The organism is Streptomyces sp. NPDC096176 (assembly GCF_044763255.1).
GTDB lineage: Bacteria > Actinomycetota > Actinomycetes > Streptomycetales > Streptomycetaceae > Streptomyces.
Map to the genome: position 1 here is coordinate 650586 of NZ_JBIWFV010000001.1, position 15853 is coordinate 666438.

The 15853-nt window shown below is 71.6% G+C and carries 16 protein-coding genes; 9 read left to right on the forward strand and 7 right to left on the reverse strand.

Translation table 11 applies throughout. The features are described 5' to 3' along the window. Positions 1-26: 26 nt before the first annotated feature. Positions 27-632 (forward strand): MarC family protein, encoded by a 606-nt coding sequence (locus ACIQ7Q_RS03180; protein WP_403855683.1) that lies wholly within the window; start codon positions 27-29, stop codon positions 630-632. A 104-nt stretch (positions 633-736) separates the two neighbouring features. Here ACIQ7Q_RS03180 and ACIQ7Q_RS03185 read toward each other — a convergent pair whose 3' ends face one another. Next, positions 737-892 (reverse strand): hypothetical protein, encoded by a 156-nt coding sequence (locus ACIQ7Q_RS03185; protein ID WP_403855685.1) that lies wholly within the window; start codon positions 890-892, stop codon positions 737-739. 176 nt (positions 893-1068) lie between these two features. On the opposite strand from ACIQ7Q_RS03185, the gene ACIQ7Q_RS03190 reads away from it, so the two are divergent. Continuing rightward, positions 1069-1968, forward strand: a complete 900-nt coding sequence (locus ACIQ7Q_RS03190) for an NYN domain-containing protein (RefSeq protein WP_403855687.1) — start codon at positions 1069-1071, stop codon at positions 1966-1968. Here the strand turns inward: ACIQ7Q_RS03190 and ACIQ7Q_RS03195 are convergent. Next, positions 1959-2810 carry an alpha/beta fold hydrolase gene (locus ACIQ7Q_RS03195; protein ID WP_403855689.1) on the reverse strand — a complete coding sequence of 284 codons (852 nt, stop codon included), beginning with the start codon at positions 2808-2810 and terminating at the stop codon, positions 1959-1961. The two genes, ACIQ7Q_RS03190 and ACIQ7Q_RS03195, sit on opposite strands and share 10 nt — an antisense overlap. Positions 2811-2896: 86 nt before the next feature. Further along, on the reverse strand, positions 2897-4954 hold the full coding sequence (locus ACIQ7Q_RS03200) for a DEAD/DEAH box helicase (protein ID WP_403855691.1): 2058 nt from the start codon (positions 4952-4954) through the stop codon (positions 2897-2899). A 471-nt stretch (positions 4955-5425) separates the two neighbouring features. On the opposite strand from ACIQ7Q_RS03200, the gene ACIQ7Q_RS03205 reads away from it, so the two are divergent. After that, entirely contained in the window at positions 5426-6160 is a 735-nt protein-coding gene (locus ACIQ7Q_RS03205; protein ID WP_403855693.1) for a ferritin-like fold-containing protein, read from the forward strand. Between the two features lie 314 nt (positions 6161-6474). On the opposite strand, the gene ACIQ7Q_RS03210 is transcribed toward ACIQ7Q_RS03205, so the two are convergent. From ACIQ7Q_RS03210 to ACIQ7Q_RS03225, 4 genes are all read right to left on the reverse strand, one after another. Beyond that, positions 6475-6744: a hypothetical protein gene (locus ACIQ7Q_RS03210; RefSeq protein ID WP_403855695.1), complete on the reverse strand. Its 270-nt coding sequence runs from the start codon at positions 6742-6744 to the stop codon at positions 6475-6477. A 206-nt stretch (positions 6745-6950) separates the two neighbouring features. Next, complete coding sequence (locus ACIQ7Q_RS03215; protein WP_356638418.1) at positions 6951-7178, reverse strand: DUF3107 domain-containing protein; 228 nt, start codon at positions 7176-7178, stop codon at positions 6951-6953. A gap of 154 nt (positions 7179-7332) precedes the next feature. Continuing rightward, on the reverse strand, positions 7333-7977 hold the full coding sequence (locus ACIQ7Q_RS03220; RefSeq protein WP_403855697.1) for a TetR/AcrR family transcriptional regulator: 645 nt from the start codon (positions 7975-7977) through the stop codon (positions 7333-7335). A 195-nt stretch (positions 7978-8172) separates the two neighbouring features. After that, a complete protein-coding gene (locus ACIQ7Q_RS03225; protein ID WP_403855699.1) occupies positions 8173-8394 on the reverse strand; it encodes a hypothetical protein in 222 nt (73 codons plus the stop codon). Between the two features lie 167 nt (positions 8395-8561). Here ACIQ7Q_RS03225 and ACIQ7Q_RS03230 point away from each other — a divergent pair, with 167 nt between their 5' ends. The 6 genes from ACIQ7Q_RS03230 to ACIQ7Q_RS03255 all read left to right on the forward strand — a co-directional run bounded on the left by ACIQ7Q_RS03230 (position 8562) and on the right by ACIQ7Q_RS03255 (position 15801). Beyond that, positions 8562-9527: an alpha/beta fold hydrolase gene (locus ACIQ7Q_RS03230; protein ID WP_403855701.1), complete on the forward strand. Its 966-nt coding sequence runs from the start codon at positions 8562-8564 to the stop codon at positions 9525-9527. Positions 9528-9535: 8 nt separating this feature from the next. Then, positions 9536-10834, forward strand: a complete 1299-nt coding sequence (locus tag ACIQ7Q_RS03235; protein ID WP_403855703.1) for a DUF3152 domain-containing protein — start codon at positions 9536-9538, stop codon at positions 10832-10834. Between the two features lie 219 nt (positions 10835-11053). After that, positions 11054-12724 carry a DUF3492 domain-containing protein gene (locus tag ACIQ7Q_RS03240; protein ID WP_403855705.1) on the forward strand — a complete coding sequence of 557 codons (1671 nt, stop codon included), beginning with the start codon at positions 11054-11056 and terminating at the stop codon, positions 12722-12724. Beyond that, complete coding sequence (locus tag ACIQ7Q_RS03245) at positions 12721-13923, forward strand: hypothetical protein (RefSeq protein ID WP_403855707.1); 1203 nt, start codon at positions 12721-12723, stop codon at positions 13921-13923. The genes ACIQ7Q_RS03240 and ACIQ7Q_RS03245 overlap by 4 nt, the downstream gene beginning before the upstream one ends. 169 nt (positions 13924-14092) lie before the next feature. Beyond that, positions 14093-15052, forward strand: coding sequence for an NAD-dependent epimerase/dehydratase family protein (locus ACIQ7Q_RS03250; RefSeq protein WP_403855709.1), 960 nt, complete (start codon positions 14093-14095; stop codon positions 15050-15052). Beyond that, positions 15040-15801 (forward strand): spherulation-specific family 4 protein, encoded by a 762-nt coding sequence (locus tag ACIQ7Q_RS03255; RefSeq protein ID WP_403855711.1) that lies wholly within the window; start codon positions 15040-15042, stop codon positions 15799-15801. The genes ACIQ7Q_RS03250 and ACIQ7Q_RS03255 overlap by 13 nt, the downstream gene beginning before the upstream one ends. The last annotated feature ends 52 nt before the right edge of the window (positions 15802-15853 follow it).

The window sequence follows — 15853 nt, forward strand, 5'->3', positions numbered from 1 at the left end:
CACCCTCTCCCCGCAAGGCCCTCACTGTGTTCGACGCTGCCGTTTTCGGCTCTCTGTTCCTGACCCTTTTTGTCATCATGGATCCCCCCGGGATCACGCCGATCTTCCTCGCCCTCACCTCCGGGCGCGCCGCCAAGGTGCAGCGCCGGATGGCGTGGCAGGCCGTGGCAGTCGCCTTCGGAGTGATCACCGTCTTCGGCATCCTCGGCCAGCAGATCCTCGACTATCTGCATGTCTCCGTGCCGGCGCTGATGATCGCCGGTGGCCTGCTCCTGCTGCTGATCGCCCTCGACCTGCTCACCGGAAAGACGGACGAGCCCAAGCAGACCAAGGACGTCAACGTCGCGCTGGTGCCGCTGGGCATGCCGCTGCTGGCCGGTCCCGGTGCGATCGTCTCGGTGATCCTCGCGGTTCAGCACGCGCAGGACGTCGGGCAGCAGGTCTCGGTCTGGGCGGCGATCGTTGCCATGCACGTCGTGCTCTGGCTGACCATGCGCTACTCGCTGGTGATCATCCGCCTGATCAAGGACGGCGGTGTGGTGCTGGTGACGCGGCTCGCCGGCATGATGCTCTCCGCGATCGCCGTGCAGCAGATCATCAACGGCGTCACGCAGGTGATTCAGGGCGCGTGAGCGGCCTGGGACGCCAACGCATCACGCCCCCGTACGAATGTCCGTACGGGGGCGTCGTGCGTCAGTTGTGCGTCACGTCGTGCGTCACACAGCTCAATGAGGCGTTATGAAGCAGCGGGGGTGTCGGCGGGTCGGATATAGATGCGCTGGCCGATCGAAGCGGCCTGCTGCACGATCCGGTTGACGGAGGCGGCATCCACGACCGTACTGTCGACAGCGGCGCCGTCGACGTCGTCCAGTCGCATGATTTCGAAGCGCAAGGCTTCTCCCTTCGTCTGATCCTCCTGCAGGAGAACTGAATGGCAGACGGAGGTCTCCGTCTGTGTACGTAAGTCTGCAACGCCGTGCATCCTGCAAACATTCCCTACGCTAAGGAAATTTTTTGGATGCCTAACTACTGGCGGGTAGCGCTGTGGGCACGGAGAATGAGCCGCGTATGAACGATGCAGAGATCAACGAGATCGCCATCCGCCTGGAGCGCACCAATGAGCTCCTGCAGCGGATGCTCGCCGAGGGCGCGAAGACCCCGTCGACCCATGCCATCTTCGTCGACGCCGGTTACGTCTATGCTGCGGCCGGGTTGCTTGTGGCGGGCACCGAGGACCGGCGCTCCTTCGATCTGGACACCGAAGGGCTGATCGCGGCCTTCATCGAGAAGGCCGGCAAGATCTTCACCGACAGCCGGCTGCTGCGGGTGTACTGGTACGACGGTGCCAGGCGCCGCATCCACACCACGGAACAGCAGTCCATCGCGGAGCTGCCCGACGTCAAGGTGCGCCTCGGCAACCTCAACGCCAACAATCAGCAGAAGGGCGTCGACTCGCTGATCCGCACCGATCTCGAGTCGCTCGCCCGGCACCGCGCCATCAGCGACGCGGCGCTCGTCGGCGGCGACGAGGACCTCGTCTCCGCCGTCGAGGCTGCCCAGGGTTACGGCGCGCGCGTCCACCTGTGGGGCATCGAAGCCGCGGAGGGCCGCAACCAGGCGGAGCCGCTGCTGTGGGAGGTCGACAGCCAGCGCACCTTCGACCTCGACTTCTGCCGCCCCTACATCACCCGCAGGCCCGTCACCACGTACGAGAACGAGGGCGAGCCGCCGCCCTCGCGCGACGAAGTGCGATTCATGGGCGCCCAGATCGCGGCAGCATGGCTGGGGGAGCGGGGCCGCGCCGAACTCGCCGGACTGCTCCCCGGCCATCCCTATCTGCCCGGCCCCGTGGACCAGGACCTGCTGATCGAAGCGGAACGGCGACTCCAGCGATCACTGCGCGGCCACGCCGTACTGCGCCGAGCGCTCCGTGACGGGTTCTGGCAGCACCTGCAGTCTCAGTACTGATCCCAGAACCGTGCGAGCGCGGTAGCGGTCTCCAGGGGACGGTCCGTGTTCGGCGAATGCTCCGCGCCCCGGACGACCGTCCGGTGCGCGCCCAGTCGCCCAGCCATCTCGTCCAGCAACGGCACCGGCCAGGTGTCGTCGCGTTCGCCCGACAGCACATGCTTGGGCAGCGGCCCTACGGAGGCGAGTTCGGCGACCCTGTCCGGCTCCGTCGTCAACTGGCGGCCGGTGGCGATCAGCTGCGCGGGATTGTGGCGCAACCAGCGGCGTCGCAGATCCTCCCGGCCCTCGGTGGCCTCCGCCTCTGCGTCCTCGGGTGCGTCGAAGGCCAGGATCGCCTCCCACACCTGGTCCATCGGCATGACGGTGAGTGCGTCGCTCAGCAGCTTCACCCGCTGCTGCTGGGCCGGGCTGATCTGGGCCGGCCCCGAGGACATCAACGTGAACGTGGAGAACGGGGATGCGTCCAAAAGGACGGCGGCGCGGGCGATCTGACCGCCGAGCGAGTGCCCCACGAGGTGCAGGGGGCCGCCGACGGCCGCTGCCTGGGCGAGGACGTCCCGGGCCAACTCGCCCTGTTCGTAGGCGCTTTGGTCCGCAGAGCCCTCGGTCTCGTACTGCCCGCGGCCGTCCACCGCGACAGTCCGGTAACCGGCCTCGGCCAGCGGCTCGAGCAGCGCGATGAAGTCCTCCTTGCTGCCCGTGTATCCGGGGAGCAACAGCGCGGTGCCGCGCACGACTCCGGAGGGGCGCGCATCGAGCACGGCGAAGGCGCCGCGCGAGGTGGACAGTGCGCGGGACACGGCGCAGGAAGGCGGCACGAAGGTGGGCGGGCGACTCATGCGACGAGGCTAACGCGGACAGTGGGGGAAAACGCCGGATGGCCCGGCCCCGAAAATCGGAGCCGGGCCATCCGGGTGCCAGTGCGTCAGCTCTCCGGCTGCGCCACGGCCTTGCGCGTACGCGTCCGGCGCGGCTTCGCCTCGGGCTCCGCCTCCGCCGCCGTGTCCGCGGCGGCCGCCGTCAGCTTGGGCTCCGCAGCCTTGCGCGTCCGGGTACGGCGCGGCTTCGCCTCGGCCACCTCGGTCTCGGCCGCCTCGACCGCCTCCGCCGTGTCGACGGCCTTGGCGGCGCGGGTACGCCGGCGGGGCTTCGTCTCCGCCTCGGCCGCCTCGGCCGCCGGCTCCGCAGCCTTGCGTGTCCGGGTGCGGCGCGGCTTCGCCTCGGCCTCCGTCTCGACGGGGCTCTCGGCGGGTGCCTCGACAGCCTTGCGCGTCCGGGTGCGGCGCGGCTTCGTCTCGGCCGCCTCGGTCTCGGCCGCCTCGACCGCCTCCGCCGTGTCGACGGCCTTGGCGGCGCGGGTACGCCGGCGGGGCTTCGTCTCCGCCTCGGCGGCTACCACCTCGGCGGCTACCGCCTCGGCCTCGGCGACAACAGCCTCCGACGCGCGACGGGTGCGGCGGCGACGCGGCTTGGTCGCGGCCTCCGCCTCGGGCTCGGACCGCTCGGCGGTCTCGACGGTCGTCTCAACGGCGTCGACGACGGCCGTCGCCCCCGCCGACGCGCTCGCACCCACGCGGGTGCGACGACGGCGGCGCGGAGTGCGCGGCTCGGCCGTCGCCTCGCCGGTGGCCTGCTCCGGTACGACCGGCGTCTGCGCGACAGACTCCCCACCGCGCGTGCGACGACGCTGGCGCGGCGTACGAGCGGGGCGCTCCGCGCGCTCCTCGCGTGCCGGCGCGGCGGAGGCGGAGCGGCGGCCGCGGCCGCCCGTCTCGCCCAGGTCCTCGAGCTCCTCCGCCGCGAGACCGGCGCGGGTGCGCTCGGCGCGGGGGAGAACGCCCTTGGTGCCGACCGGGATGGACAGCTCCTCGAACAGGTGCGGCGACGTGGAGTACGTCTCCACGGGGTCCGGGAAGCCCAGGTCCAGGGCCTTGTTGATCAACTGCCAGCGCGGGATGTCGTCCCAGTCGACCAGCGTCACGGCGGTGCCGGACGCACCCGCGCGGCCGGTGCGGCCGATGCGGTGGAGGTACGTCTTCTCGTCCTCCGGCGACTGGTAGTTGATGACGTGGGTGACGCCTTCGACATCGATACCGCGCGCGGCGACGTCGGTGCACACGAGCACGTCGACCTTGCCGTTGCGGAAGGCCCGCAGCGCCTGCTCGCGCGCGCCCTGGCCCAGGTCGCCGTGGACCGCGCCCGACGCGAAGCCGCGCTGGGCGAGCTGGTCGGCGATGTCGGCGGCCGTCCGCTTCGTACGGCAGAAGATCATCGCGAGTCCGCGGCCTTCGGCCTGCAGGATGCGGGAGACCATCTCCGGCTTGTCCATGGAGTGCGCGCGGTAGACACGCTGCGTGGTGTTGCGGACCGTGGCGCCCTCGTCGTCCGGCGAGGTGGCCCTGATGTGCGTGGGCTGCGACATGTAGCGGCGGGCGAGACCGATGACCGCGCCCGGCATGGTCGCCGAGAACAGCATGGTCTGACGCTTGGCCGGCAGCTGCTGGATGATCTTCTCGACGTCGGGCAGGAAGCCCAGGTCGAGCATCTCGTCGGCCTCGTCGAGGACGAGGGCGCGCACATGCGAGAGGTTCAGCTTCTTCTGGCCCGCGAGGTCCAGCAGCCGCCCGGGCGTGCCGACGACCACGTCGACACCCTTCTTGAGGGCCTCGACCTGGGGCTCGTACGCGCGGCCGCCGTAGATCGCGAGGACGCGGACGTTACGGACCTTGCCGGCGGTGAGCAGGTCGTTGGTGACCTGGGTGCACAGCTCGCGGGTGGGAACGACGACAAGCGCCTGGGGGGCGTCGGTCAGCTGCTCGGGCTGCGCCCGGCCTGCCTCGACGTCCGCGGGGACGGTGACGCGCTCCAGCAGCGGCAGGCCGAAACCGAGGGTCTTGCCGGTGCCGGTCTTGGCCTGGCCGATGACGTCGGAACCGGAGAGCGCGACGGGGAGCGTCAACTCCTGGATGGGGAAGGGGGACATGATGCCGACGGCCTCGAGGGCCTCGGCGGTCTCGGGCAGGATCCCGAGATCCCGGAAAGTCTTCGTAGTCAGGGTGTTGCCTCTTCTGTGAGACGCGGCGCGAGGCGAACGCTGGGGGTCGTACCGCACCTGGGTACTGGACCGACCGTGGATTGGTCGGATGGCGCGGGACCACTGCCGTCGCTCGAGCGCTCGTACCGCTGGAGGGGCCCCTCATCTGCGGTCGCACGCATTCTGTGCGCATGATCCGCGGGGAGGGCGGTCGGGTCGGAGCCGATCGGGCCACCGACCGGGCATCCTCATTCAACAGACGGCCTACTGAGGGCGCAGAAGTACTCCGACGCTCAGCAGGCGCATTACCACTGTACCCCGGATTCGCGCATGTGTGTTGGGCGAATTCACGAGAACTGTGTTCCCGGCGTGGCTGACCAGGCCCTTCACCCGCGTGGTGGGCGGGCTATTGTGCCGTTCATGGAGACGCCTGACAACGCCACTGAATCCACCGGTCACACCGGTATCGCCGCCCAGAACTGGGCTGCGGCGTCCGCAGACCCGCAGTACCGTGCCGCCGTCGTGGACCTGCTGGGCGCGCTCGCCTACGGTGAGCTGGCGGCCTTCGAGCGGCTCGCGGAGGACGCGAAGCTCGCGCCGTCGCTCGCGGACAAGGCGGAGCTGGCAAAGATGGCCTCCGCCGAGTTCCACCACTTCGAGCAGCTGCGGGACAGGCTGACGGCGATCGACACCGAGCCGACGGCCGCCATGGAGCCCTTCGCGCAGGCTCTGGACGACTTCCACCGGCAGACCGCCCCTTCCGACTGGCTCGAGGGACTGGTCAAGGCGTACGTCGGCGACTCGATCGCCAGCGACTTCTACCGGGAGGTCGCCGCCCGCCTGGACAGCGACACCCGTGCCCTGGTGCTCGCCGTGCTCGACGACACCGGCCACGGGAACTTCGCCGTGGAGAAGGTCCGCGCCGCGATCGAGGCGGACCCGCGCCTCGGTGGCCGCCTCGCGCTGTGGGCGCGACGGCTGATGGGCGAGGCGCTCTCCCAGGCCCAGCGGGTGGTGGCGGAGCGGGACGCGCTCTCCACGATGCTCGTGGGCGGTGTGGCGGACGGCTTCGACCTCGCGGCGGTCGGTGAGATGTTCTCCCGGATCACCAAGGCGCACACCAAGCGCATGGCGGCGCTGGGGCTGGCGGCCTGACGGACTCAAGGGCCTGAGGCATCCGCCGCTCCGGCCGGCCTCGGTCCCGCCGCGTTTCCGCCGGGCTCAGTGCCGCCGGTGCCCGCGGTGTCTGCCGGCACCGGGACCGTCACGGCTGTCGGCGTCGTGCTTGTTGTCATCCGGGCCGGGCTCGGGGCGCTGTCGACGGTGCGCTCCGGGCCCTGCTCGTGGCGATTCGGGTGCGGCTCGTCCTCGGGGCCGGCGCCCGCCAGGCTGTGGGCGGGGCTCGTCGTCGGAGCCGGCGTCGGGGTCCTTCTCCGGCCGTTGTCCCTGCGGCCGGTCGTCGGGCGGACTCAGAAAGGGAACGCGCGACGCAGCCTGCGGGGGGAGGGGCGGAGCAGCAGCGAGAGCAGCACCGCCCCGATCGCCACGGCCCCCAGCAGCGTGGCCAGGACATGGCCCGGGCCAAGTGCCACATGCGTCACATACGCGCCGAAGAGCGCGCCCACTGTGCCTGTGGTGAAGACCGCCCTGCGTGAGGGGAGACGATCGGCAAGATGGTGGCTCGCGGCCCAGGAGAGGGCGAGTCCGAGCAGAACGGAACCGAGCGTTTCCAAGAGCACTGCTGATCACCTCGCGGACGCACGGTGCGGGCTGGACGGGTCGTAGCCCGTCCTACCCGGCGTGCACGCAAGACAACCCTCGCCCCAGCGGTTCGGAGCAGTGCTGAGCAGCGGAGGAGGGCCCGGCGGGAAATCCGCCGGGCCCTCCTCCTTCATGCTTCACCGCGCTCGCCCGGGCCGAGCCCGGGGCATGTGCGGCCGTCGCCCTACAGCGCGCCGAATCCCACGCGCCGCGTTGCCGACTCGCCGATCTCGACGTAGGCGAGCCGGTCTGCCGGTACCAGGACCTTGCGGCCCTTCTCGTCCGTGAGGCTGAGCAGCTGCGCCTTGCCGGCCAGCGCATCGCCCACCGCGCGCTCGACCTCCTCGGCGGACTGCCCGCTCTCCAGAACGATCTCCCGGGGCGCGTGCTGCACGCCGATCTTGACCTCCACGGCTATGTCCCTCCGAACGGTCAGTGCGTTGCGCGGTCAGCCGCGCCGTACGCAGCACACATTAGCCCGGAGTCGGTAGGCGGCAGGTCCGGTGGGGAAACGCCAGGAGCGAACAGCCCCGGTGGCATGGCCGCCCCGGAGCCGCCGCCCCGCGTCAGTGCTGCTGATCCGAGCCGTGCAGCGGGAACCCCGCGATACCGCGCCAGGCGAGCGACGTGAGCAACTGCACGGCGGTGTCCCGGGGGATGCCGGAGCCGCTGGACAGCCAGTACCTGGCGACCACCTGGGAGACGCCGCCGAGGCCGACCGCCAGCAGCATCGACTCGTCCTTGGAGAGGCCGGTGTCCTCCGCGATCACGTCGGAGATGGCCTCCGCACACTGCAGCGAGACCCGGTCGACGCGCTCACGGACCGCCGGCTCGTTGGTCAGGTCCGACTCGAAGACCAGCCGGAAGGCGCCCCCCTCGTCCTCCACATACGCGAAGTAGGCGTCCATCGTCGCGGCGACACGGAGCTTGTTGTCCGTCGTCGACGCCAGCGCGCCGCGGACGGCCTGCAGCAGCGACTCGCAGTGCTGGTCCAACAGCGCCAGGTACAGCTCCAGCTTCCCGGGGAAGTGCTGGTAGAGAACGGGCTTGCTGACTCCGGCCCGCTCCGCGATGTCGTCCATCGCCGCCGAGTGGTACCCCTGAGCCACGAAAACTTCCTGGGCCGCGCCCAGGAGCTGGTTTCTGCGGGCTCGGCGTGGCAGGCGTGTGCCCCGCGGGCGCGCCGCCTCTGTCTGCTCGATGGCTGTCACGCCGCCTCCCATGTTCGAACAAGCACAGTTTGAGCAAGCACAGTCTTTCCGTGCGCGCTGTGCGCCGCGTCGCCATCGTACTTTTCGGTAACCCGGCTGTGCGTCGCGCGGACGCAGAATTTCACGGACCGGACAGACGCGGAAGCTGCCTGTTCGCAGAGAATGCCCGGACAATTCGGGGCAACGGGCGGCAGGTCACCGGTAGTCGTCCTCGTCGAGCTTGACCACACGGGTCTGCTCGACGATGTCCGCCTCGTTGGCGGTGGCCGGGTCGACGTGGTTCACCGGGTCGTCCCGCTCTGAGCGCACCTCGGTGTGCTGTTCGGCGGCGTCGGCCTCGGGGACCTCTTCGTCGCGCGTCTCGGCGTTCTGCTCGTCTTCCTCGAAGGTCTCGGGATCGCTCGGATCGACTGACATTCGGCACCGCTTTCCGTGGAGTGCGCCCTTTCCTACGAGCGTAGGAGGTGCTGATTCATGGCGCTACGTGGTGATTCGGCAATGTGTTCCGGGTTCCCGGCAGGGCGCGGGTGATGTGTGACACCGAACACACGATTGCCCGCGTGATCGTCTCGTAACATTGCCGCATGTCTTCGACCGAGCTGCCGGGAGCCCGTGCCGCCAATGCCGCGACGGCCCCCAAGGTCGCGGCCGTGCATGTCCACGACGGGGAGAAGCTGCGTTCCGTCACCCTGCCGGGACTCACCTTGACGGTCCGTTCGCGGCCCCCGGTGCGCGACGGGCTGCCGCCCGCGCTGTTCGTCCACGGGCTGGGCGGTTCGTCGCAGAACTGGTCGGCGCTGATGTCCCAGCTCGAGGACACCGTGGACGGCGAGGCGATCGACCTGCCCGGCTTCGGTGACTCCCCGCCGCCGGACGACGGCAACTACTCGGTCACCGGTCACGCCAGAGCGGTGATCCGTTTCCTCGACGCCGCCGGCCGCGGTCCCGTCCATCTGTTCGCCAACTCCATGGGCGGCGCCGTCTGCACCCGGGTCGCGGCCGTCCGGCCCGACCTGGTGCGCACCCTGACGCTCGTCTCGCCCGCACTGCCCGAGTTGCGGGTCCAGCGCTCCGCGGTGCCGACCGCGCTGCTCGCGCTGCCTGGCATCGTCGGACTCTTCGCCAGAATGACCAAGGGCTGGACGGCCGAGCAGCGCACCCGAGGGGTACTGGGGCTCTGTTACGGCGACCCCGCACGGGTGACCGACGAAGCGCTGCGCCACGCCGTCGAGGAGATGGAGCGGCGCATGGGGCTTCCGCACTTCTGGGACGCGATGGCCAGGTCGGCGCGTGGCATCGTGGACGCGTACACGCTCGGTGGGCAGCACGGGCTGTGGCGGCAGGCCGAGCGCGTTCTCGCGCCGACCCTTCTCGTCTACGGGCGCAAGGACCAGCTTGTCTCGTACCGTATGGCGCGCAAGGCGGCAGTGGCGTTCCGGGGCTCCCGGCTGCTGACGCTCCCGGACGCCGGGCATGTTGCGATGATGGAGTACCCGGAAGCGGTCGCCCAGGCCTTCCGGGAACTGCTCGACGACTGCTGTAGGAGCTGATCCGGGGCGTGGGACGACACAGCCGCAAGGGCCCCGCACCCGAGGGCGTGGATGCCGGGGCGGGAAGCGCACCGGCGGCCGGTGAACGGGAGGCCGTGGCGGGCCCGCCGGGCAACGGCCGGCGCAGGCGCGCGGCCGGACCGGGCGCCGGGCCCGAGCTGTCCGGGTACGGCATGCCGCAGACCCGTGGCGGTCACCCCGAGCACCATGAGGCGGGGGGCGGCTGGGGCGACTGGCAGGGCCGGCCGCCGGAGCAGTCGGCGCAGGGCGGGCAGCGTCTGCGGACGCAGCCCCCGCACACGACCGCAGGCGGGACGCGCGTACCGGGCCCGCGCAGGGAGTACCTCGAGGCCTTCGACCGGGAGCAGGCGGGCCGGGAGCCGTATGCGGCGGTCACCGACTGGGACACGGGGCACGGTCGGCCGCCCGAAAGCGCGGCCGACACCGAGGCCGACGCCCTGGCCGACGCCGAGGAGCAGTCGGGCGGCGAACCGACGGCCAGGACGAGCAGGGGTCGTACCTTCACGGGGATCGCGGCAGCGGCGGTCACCACCGTGCTGGCCGTCGTGGTGGCGGGGCAGGTCACGGCCGACGACCCGGGCGCGATCGGCGCCCAGTCCACGGGCGAGGAACGGCAGGCGCAGGAGCGCCCGGACCGCTCGGAGGGCAGGGCAACCCCACCGCAGGCCGGACGGGCCGCCGCACCGACCTACCAGCAGCTGATGACGCGGCAGTTCCCCATAGATCCCAAGCTGGAGGCCTCCGGCGACTTCGAGGCCGTCCCCGGCTTCGAGAAGGCGCCGGGCAAGGGCCGCAAGATCCGCTACCGGGTGGATGTGGAGAAGGGGCTTCGCCTCGACGGCGGACTGTTCGCCAAGGCGATCCAGGAGACGCTGAACGACGACCGGAGCTGGGCCCACGGCGGCGAGATGACCTTCGAGCGGATCTCCTCGGGGGAGGCCGAGTTCGTCATCACGCTGGCCAGCCCGGGGACCACCGCGGTCTGGTGCGCCAAGTCGGGCCTGGACACCACCGTGGACAACGTCTCGTGCGACTCCGCCTCCACCGAGCGCGTGATGATCAACGCCTTCCGATGGGCGCAGGGCGCGGAGACGTACGGCGACGACGCGATGCTGCCGTACCGGCAGATGCTCATCAACCACGAGGTCGGGCACCGGCTCGGACACAACCACGTGAACTGCAGCACGCCCGGGGCGCTCGCTCCGGTGATGCAGCAGCAGACCAAGACGCTCGACGCCGGTGGGGTCAAGTGCCGCGCCAACCCGTGGGTGCACCCCGGCGGGTGAGCTGCCGCGGGACTGGCCGCAGCATGACGCTCAGTGAGCGATTCGCGCCGTAGCGCGACTGAACGCCACCTGAGTGTGAAAGTTACGTGCATTCACCCCTTCCGGTGGCGCGACGGACAACCGTCCATCGCGCCACCGCTGTGTCCGCTTAACGTCGTTCCGCTGTGAGGTCGCCGGAAATCAAACGGCGGCCGTCCATAAGGGATCGGGGGTGCACTCGTGCGGATCGGACTGCTCACGGAGGGTGGTTATCCGTTTGCGACGGGTGAGTCCAGGCTCTGGTGCGACCGGCTGGTGCGCGGACTCGAGCAGCACGAGTTCGACCTCTACGCCCTCAGCCGGAGCGCTCAGCAGGAGGAGCTCGGCTGCATTCAACTCCCGCCGCAGGTGCGCCGGGTGCGCACGGCCCCGCTGTGGGCGCCTGCGGACGGCGGCCGTCTCCACGGGCGGCGTGAACGCCGGCGCTTCGCGGGCCACTTCAAGGACCTCGCCGCCGCGGTGTGCGCCGACGGCGACGGATTCGCCGACGGGCTGTACGGTCTGGCCGATCTCGCCCGCGAGCACGGCGGCCTCTACGCGGCGCTTCGCTCGGAAGTCGCCGTGAGCGCCCTCGAATCCGCCTGCCGTGCGCCCGGGACGCGCCGCGCGGTGCACGCAGCCACCGTCGTGGACCACCTCGCCTTCGCGGACCGGCTCGAGCGCGCCCTGCGCCCCCTGTCGCTCGACTGGTACGGCGAGGACGGCCTCGGCGACGTCGATCTCTGCCATGCCGCGTCCGGTGGTACGGCGGCCCTGCCCGGCCTGTTGGCCAAACGCTTCTGCGCAGTGCCGCTGCTGGTCACCGAGTACGGCGTCCAACTGCGCGCCCACTACCTGGCCGCCAATGACGCCGGGCTGAGCGCACCCATCAGGGCCCTGCTCGCCGCCTTCCAACGGCAACTCGCCGCCGAGGTCTACCGGCAGGCCTCGGTCGTCACACCCGGCAACACCCACGCGCGGCGCTGGCAGGAGAAGTGCGGCGCCGACCGTGAGAAGCTGCGCACCGTCTACCCCGGCATGGAGGCCGACCGCTTCGCGGCTGTCGGCGAGAGCGCCGACAGCGGCGACCCGTACACCCTCGTCTGGGTGGGCCGGATCGAGCCCTCCAAGGACCTCGTAGCTCTGCTGCACGCCTTCGCCGAGATCCGCAAGGAGGAGCCGCGGGCGCGGCTCAGGCTCTTCTGCGCGCCGGTGCGCGGCGCGGAGGCGACCGCCTACCTCGCACAGTGCCGCGCGCTCGCCGCCCAGTTGTTCCCCGACGAGGCCGCCGGCGCGCACGCCGAGGGCGACAACCCGGTGTCCTTCGAGGAGATCGGCGGACCGGATGCCCCGGAACTGGTCGACGCCTACGCCGCCGGGGGAGTGGTCGTGCTGTCCAGCGTCGTCGAGGGCTTCCCCGTCAGCCTGGTCGAGGCGATGTTCTGCGGGCGGGCCACGGTCTCCACGGACGTCGGCGCGGTCGTCGAGGTCATCGGCGGCACGGGCCTGGTCGTACCCCCGCGCAATCCCCGGGCGCTCGCCGACGCCTGTCTCGCGCTGCTGAGCGATCCCGAACGCCGCGAGCGGCTGGGGGCCGCGGCACGTGCCCGTGCACTCGAACTCTTCACGGTGGAACAGAACCTGACGGCATTTCGCGGCATTTACCTGGAGCTGATCTCGCACTCGCCGGTGCAGCGGGAGGCCGTCGACGCGGACGGCGAGCCGCTGCCCTTCGCATGTCCGGCCGAGTTCCACGCACCGGGCCGCTGGACCGGCGCGCCGGTGACCGGCCGCGCCCCGAGCTGGGCGGAGAATCCGCCGCTCGTCGCGGCCGGAGCGCCACCCGAGACCGTGAAGGAGGCACACCGATGACCGTGCCCCCCATCCCCAAGGCCACCACCGCACCGGACGCCCGGCCGGAGAGCGCGCGGCCGACAGCCGCGCTCCCCAAGGACGGCGACCCCGGAACCGCGGCCGACGCCGCCGGCGCAGAGCGGCGCGGCCCCCGCCGGGGAACGGCCGACCCCGTGAAGGTGCTCATGCACCGCCATCGGGAGCTGTGCGAGCGGGCGGTCGACCCGCTGGAGATCGCCGCCGGCCTGGAGGCGCACGGAGTCACCGACCGCACCGCGGCCCGCTTCCGCCACCGGGACGTGTTCGCCCTCGCCGAGGAGATGTACGCGCGTGTGCCCCGCGGTACGGAGCACACCGCCGCCCCCGTCCGGCCGGCGGGCGCCGCCGATTCGCGCGCCGACCGGACGGGACGCACTCCGTGGATGCTCCGTGCGCTCCTGCCGGGCGCTGTGTGCGCCGTCGCGGTGGCGGGCATGGAGGCGTCCGAAGGGATGCTCCGGCTCACGGCGGGCGTGGTCGGCGCCATCGGTGTCACCGTCGCGATGGCGCTGGCCCTGCGCCGCGGACCGCTCCGGCCGGCCGGGCGCACCGTCCCCTCCGTGAAGACGTCGACGCTGTGCCTGCTCGCCTTCGCGGCGTACGGCCAGGGACTGCTGCACGAGATCTCCGGCGGCGGTCCCGACGGCTCCTGGCCACTGGACCCCGCTCCCCTCCTGGCCCTGGCCCTGGCGGTTGCTCCCGCGGTCTGGTGCGCGCATCTCTTCTCCGCACTCGCACGGCGCAGGCTCGAACGCAGCCGGGGCCTCGACGAGTTCGCGGCCGGAGCCCGGCCCCTGCTCCTCGCCGTCGTCGTGCTCCACCTGGGGGCGCTGGCCGGGCTGCTCGTCCTCATCTCCCTCGTCCTCCCGGGCAGCGCACACGTACCCACCGCCGCTCTCGGCGCCCTCCTGTTCCTCGCCCGTCTGCTCATCGTCCACGGCTTCCCCGAATCGGCGGCGACCGCCCTTGCCGTCGCCTGCGCGGGCGAAGTCGCCTCGCTCGCCCTGCTGTTGTCGGGGCGCCTGCCCGGCCTCGACGTCCTCGCGCGGCCCGTCGAAGCGCTCGTGGGGGCGTGGGGCACGGCAGCCGTACCGGCGCTCGCCTGCGGTGTCGCCGCGGCCGGGGCCCTCGCACACGCCGCCGTGGCCCTCTCCCGGGCCTCTGCCCACACCTCCTGAACCAGCTTCGAACCCTGCTCTGAACGCCGCCGGACCATCCGCCGTCACTTCGCGGAGCCGACACCTCGGAGTGACCGGCCCCAAGGGCACGACAGCAAAACCCCTAAGGAGAAAGCGACATGACCCCGCAACAACCAGCTCCGGCCCGTCGGCCCCGAGGAGCGGCGCGATGAGGGTGCTCCTGCTCGGTGCCAACGGATTCCTCGGCCGCTTCGTCGCCGACCGGCTGCTCGCCGACCCGGCCGTGCACCTCACCGCCCTGGGCCGCGGCGACGACGCCGACGTCCGCTTCGACCTCTCCGGCGGCAGCCCCGGCGCGCTCACCCGCTTCCTGGGCGCCGTTCACCCCGGAGTCGTCATCAACTGCGCCGGCGCCACCCGCGGCGGAGCCCGCGAGCTGACCAGGCACAACACCGTCGCCGTCGCCACCGTCTGCGAGGCGCTGCGCCGCAGCGGCTGCGGCGCCCGTCTCGTCCAGATCGGCTGCGCCTCCGAGTACGGGCCCTCGCAGCAGGGCTCGTCCACCGCCGAGGACGCGGTGCCCCGCCCCGGAGGCCCCTACGGCGTGAGCAAGCTCGCCGCCACCGAGCTGGTGCTCGGCTCCGGCCTGGACGCCGTCGTGCTGCGGGTCTTTTCGCCCGTCGGCCCCGGCACCCCGGCCGGCTCCCCGCTCGGCCGCCTCGCGGAGGCCATGCGGCGCGCCATGCAGTCCGGCGACGGCGAGCTGAAGCTCAGCGGTCTCGGTGTGCAGCGCGACTTCGTCGACGTACGCGATGTGGCGCGTGCCGTGCACGCCGCCTCGCTCTCCGCGGCGCAGGGCGTCGTCAACATCGGCACCGGACGCGCCGTGAGGCTCAGGGACGCGGCGACGACCCTCGCCCGCGTCGCGGGATACGCGGGCGCACTGCACGAACTGGACGCGCCCCCGGTGCGCGGCGGTATCGGAAGTCCGCGCTCCGAGTCGGTCGTCGAGCACCTCGCCGCGACTCCCTCCCCGTACCCGGACGGCTGCGGCAGCTGGCAGCAGGCGGATGTGCGCACCGCCCGTGACCGGCTGGGCTGGCGCCCCCGGATCAACCTCGAGGAGTCCCTCGCGGACATCTGGATGGAGGCGGCATGCCGCATCTGACCACCACGGACCCGCGGCTGTCCGCCACAGGGGCGGAGAGACTCGGGTTCGGGATCCCCGGATACGCCCACCCGCTGCTCGCTCCCGTCGAATGGGCCGAGCTGACCCGCCCCGGCACCCCGCTGCACTGGGTGGTCCTCAACGTCGCTGCCGGGCCGGGCGACCGGCCCGACCCGCACTGCCTGGAGGCCGCGGGCAGGCTGAGCAACGCCGGCGTACGCGTACTGGGACATCTCGACATGTCCCACGGGTCGCGTTCCTTCGGCGACCTCGTCAGTGACGCCCAGCACTTCGTCGACTGGTACAAGGTCGACGGCTTCCTGCTCGACCGCTGTCCCACCGAGCGTGCCGACCTCGCCCACGTGCGGCGTACGACGGCCACTCTGGACGCGGTCCTGGACGGCGGGCACCTGGTGCTGGGGCACGGCACGCACCCGTACCCGGGCTACGCGGAGACCGCGGACCAGCTCGTCACCTTCTCCGGGGCATGGGCCGAGTACCGCTGGTCACAGGTGGCCGAGTGGACCGCGGAGTACCCGCCGGAGCGCTTCGTCCACTTCGTCCACGGGGTGCCCCGCACCCATCTCGAGGAGGCCACGCGCCTTGCCCGCTGGCAGGGCGCGGGGACGATCTTCTTCACCGACCGGGGCGGCCGCTGCGAAGGAAGAGGGCATATCGGGCCATTCGAGTCACTGCCCGGCTACTGGGACGAAATCGTCTCGCAGATCGGACGTGGTGTCTCGGAATGAGAGGGGCCGTGGCAGTGTTACGAGAAGAACAACCGTACTGACATACCGACCG

Bases quoted from the DNA above. Each gene is read 5' to 3' on its own strand.
- ACIQ7Q_RS03190 (WP_403855687.1), top strand. From the start codon at position 1,069: ATGAACGATGCAGAGATCAACGAGATCGCCATCCGCCTGGAGCGCACC.
- ACIQ7Q_RS03245 (WP_403855707.1), top strand. From the start codon at position 12,721: ATGACCGTGCCCCCCATCCCCAAGGCCACCACCGCACCGGACGCCCGG.
- ACIQ7Q_RS03250 (WP_403855709.1), top strand. From the start codon at position 14,093: ATGAGGGTGCTCCTGCTCGGTGCCAACGGATTCCTCGGCCGCTTCGTC.
- ACIQ7Q_RS03205 (WP_403855693.1), top strand. From the start codon at position 5,426: ATGGAGACGCCTGACAACGCCACTGAATCCACCGGTCACACCGGTATC.
- ACIQ7Q_RS03195 (WP_403855689.1), bottom strand. From the start codon at position 2,810: ATGAGTCGCCCGCCCACCTTCGTGCCGCCTTCCTGCGCCGTGTCCCGC.
- ACIQ7Q_RS03200 (WP_403855691.1), bottom strand. From the start codon at position 4,954: ATGTCCCCCTTCCCCATCCAGGAGTTGACGCTCCCCGTCGCGCTCTCC.
- ACIQ7Q_RS03255 (WP_403855711.1), top strand. From the start codon at position 15,040: ATGCCGCATCTGACCACCACGGACCCGCGGCTGTCCGCCACAGGGGCG.
- ACIQ7Q_RS03230 (WP_403855701.1), top strand. From the start codon at position 8,562: ATGTCTTCGACCGAGCTGCCGGGAGCCCGTGCCGCCAATGCCGCGACG.
- ACIQ7Q_RS03225 (WP_403855699.1), bottom strand. From the start codon at position 8,394: ATGTCAGTCGATCCGAGCGATCCCGAGACCTTCGAGGAAGACGAGCAG.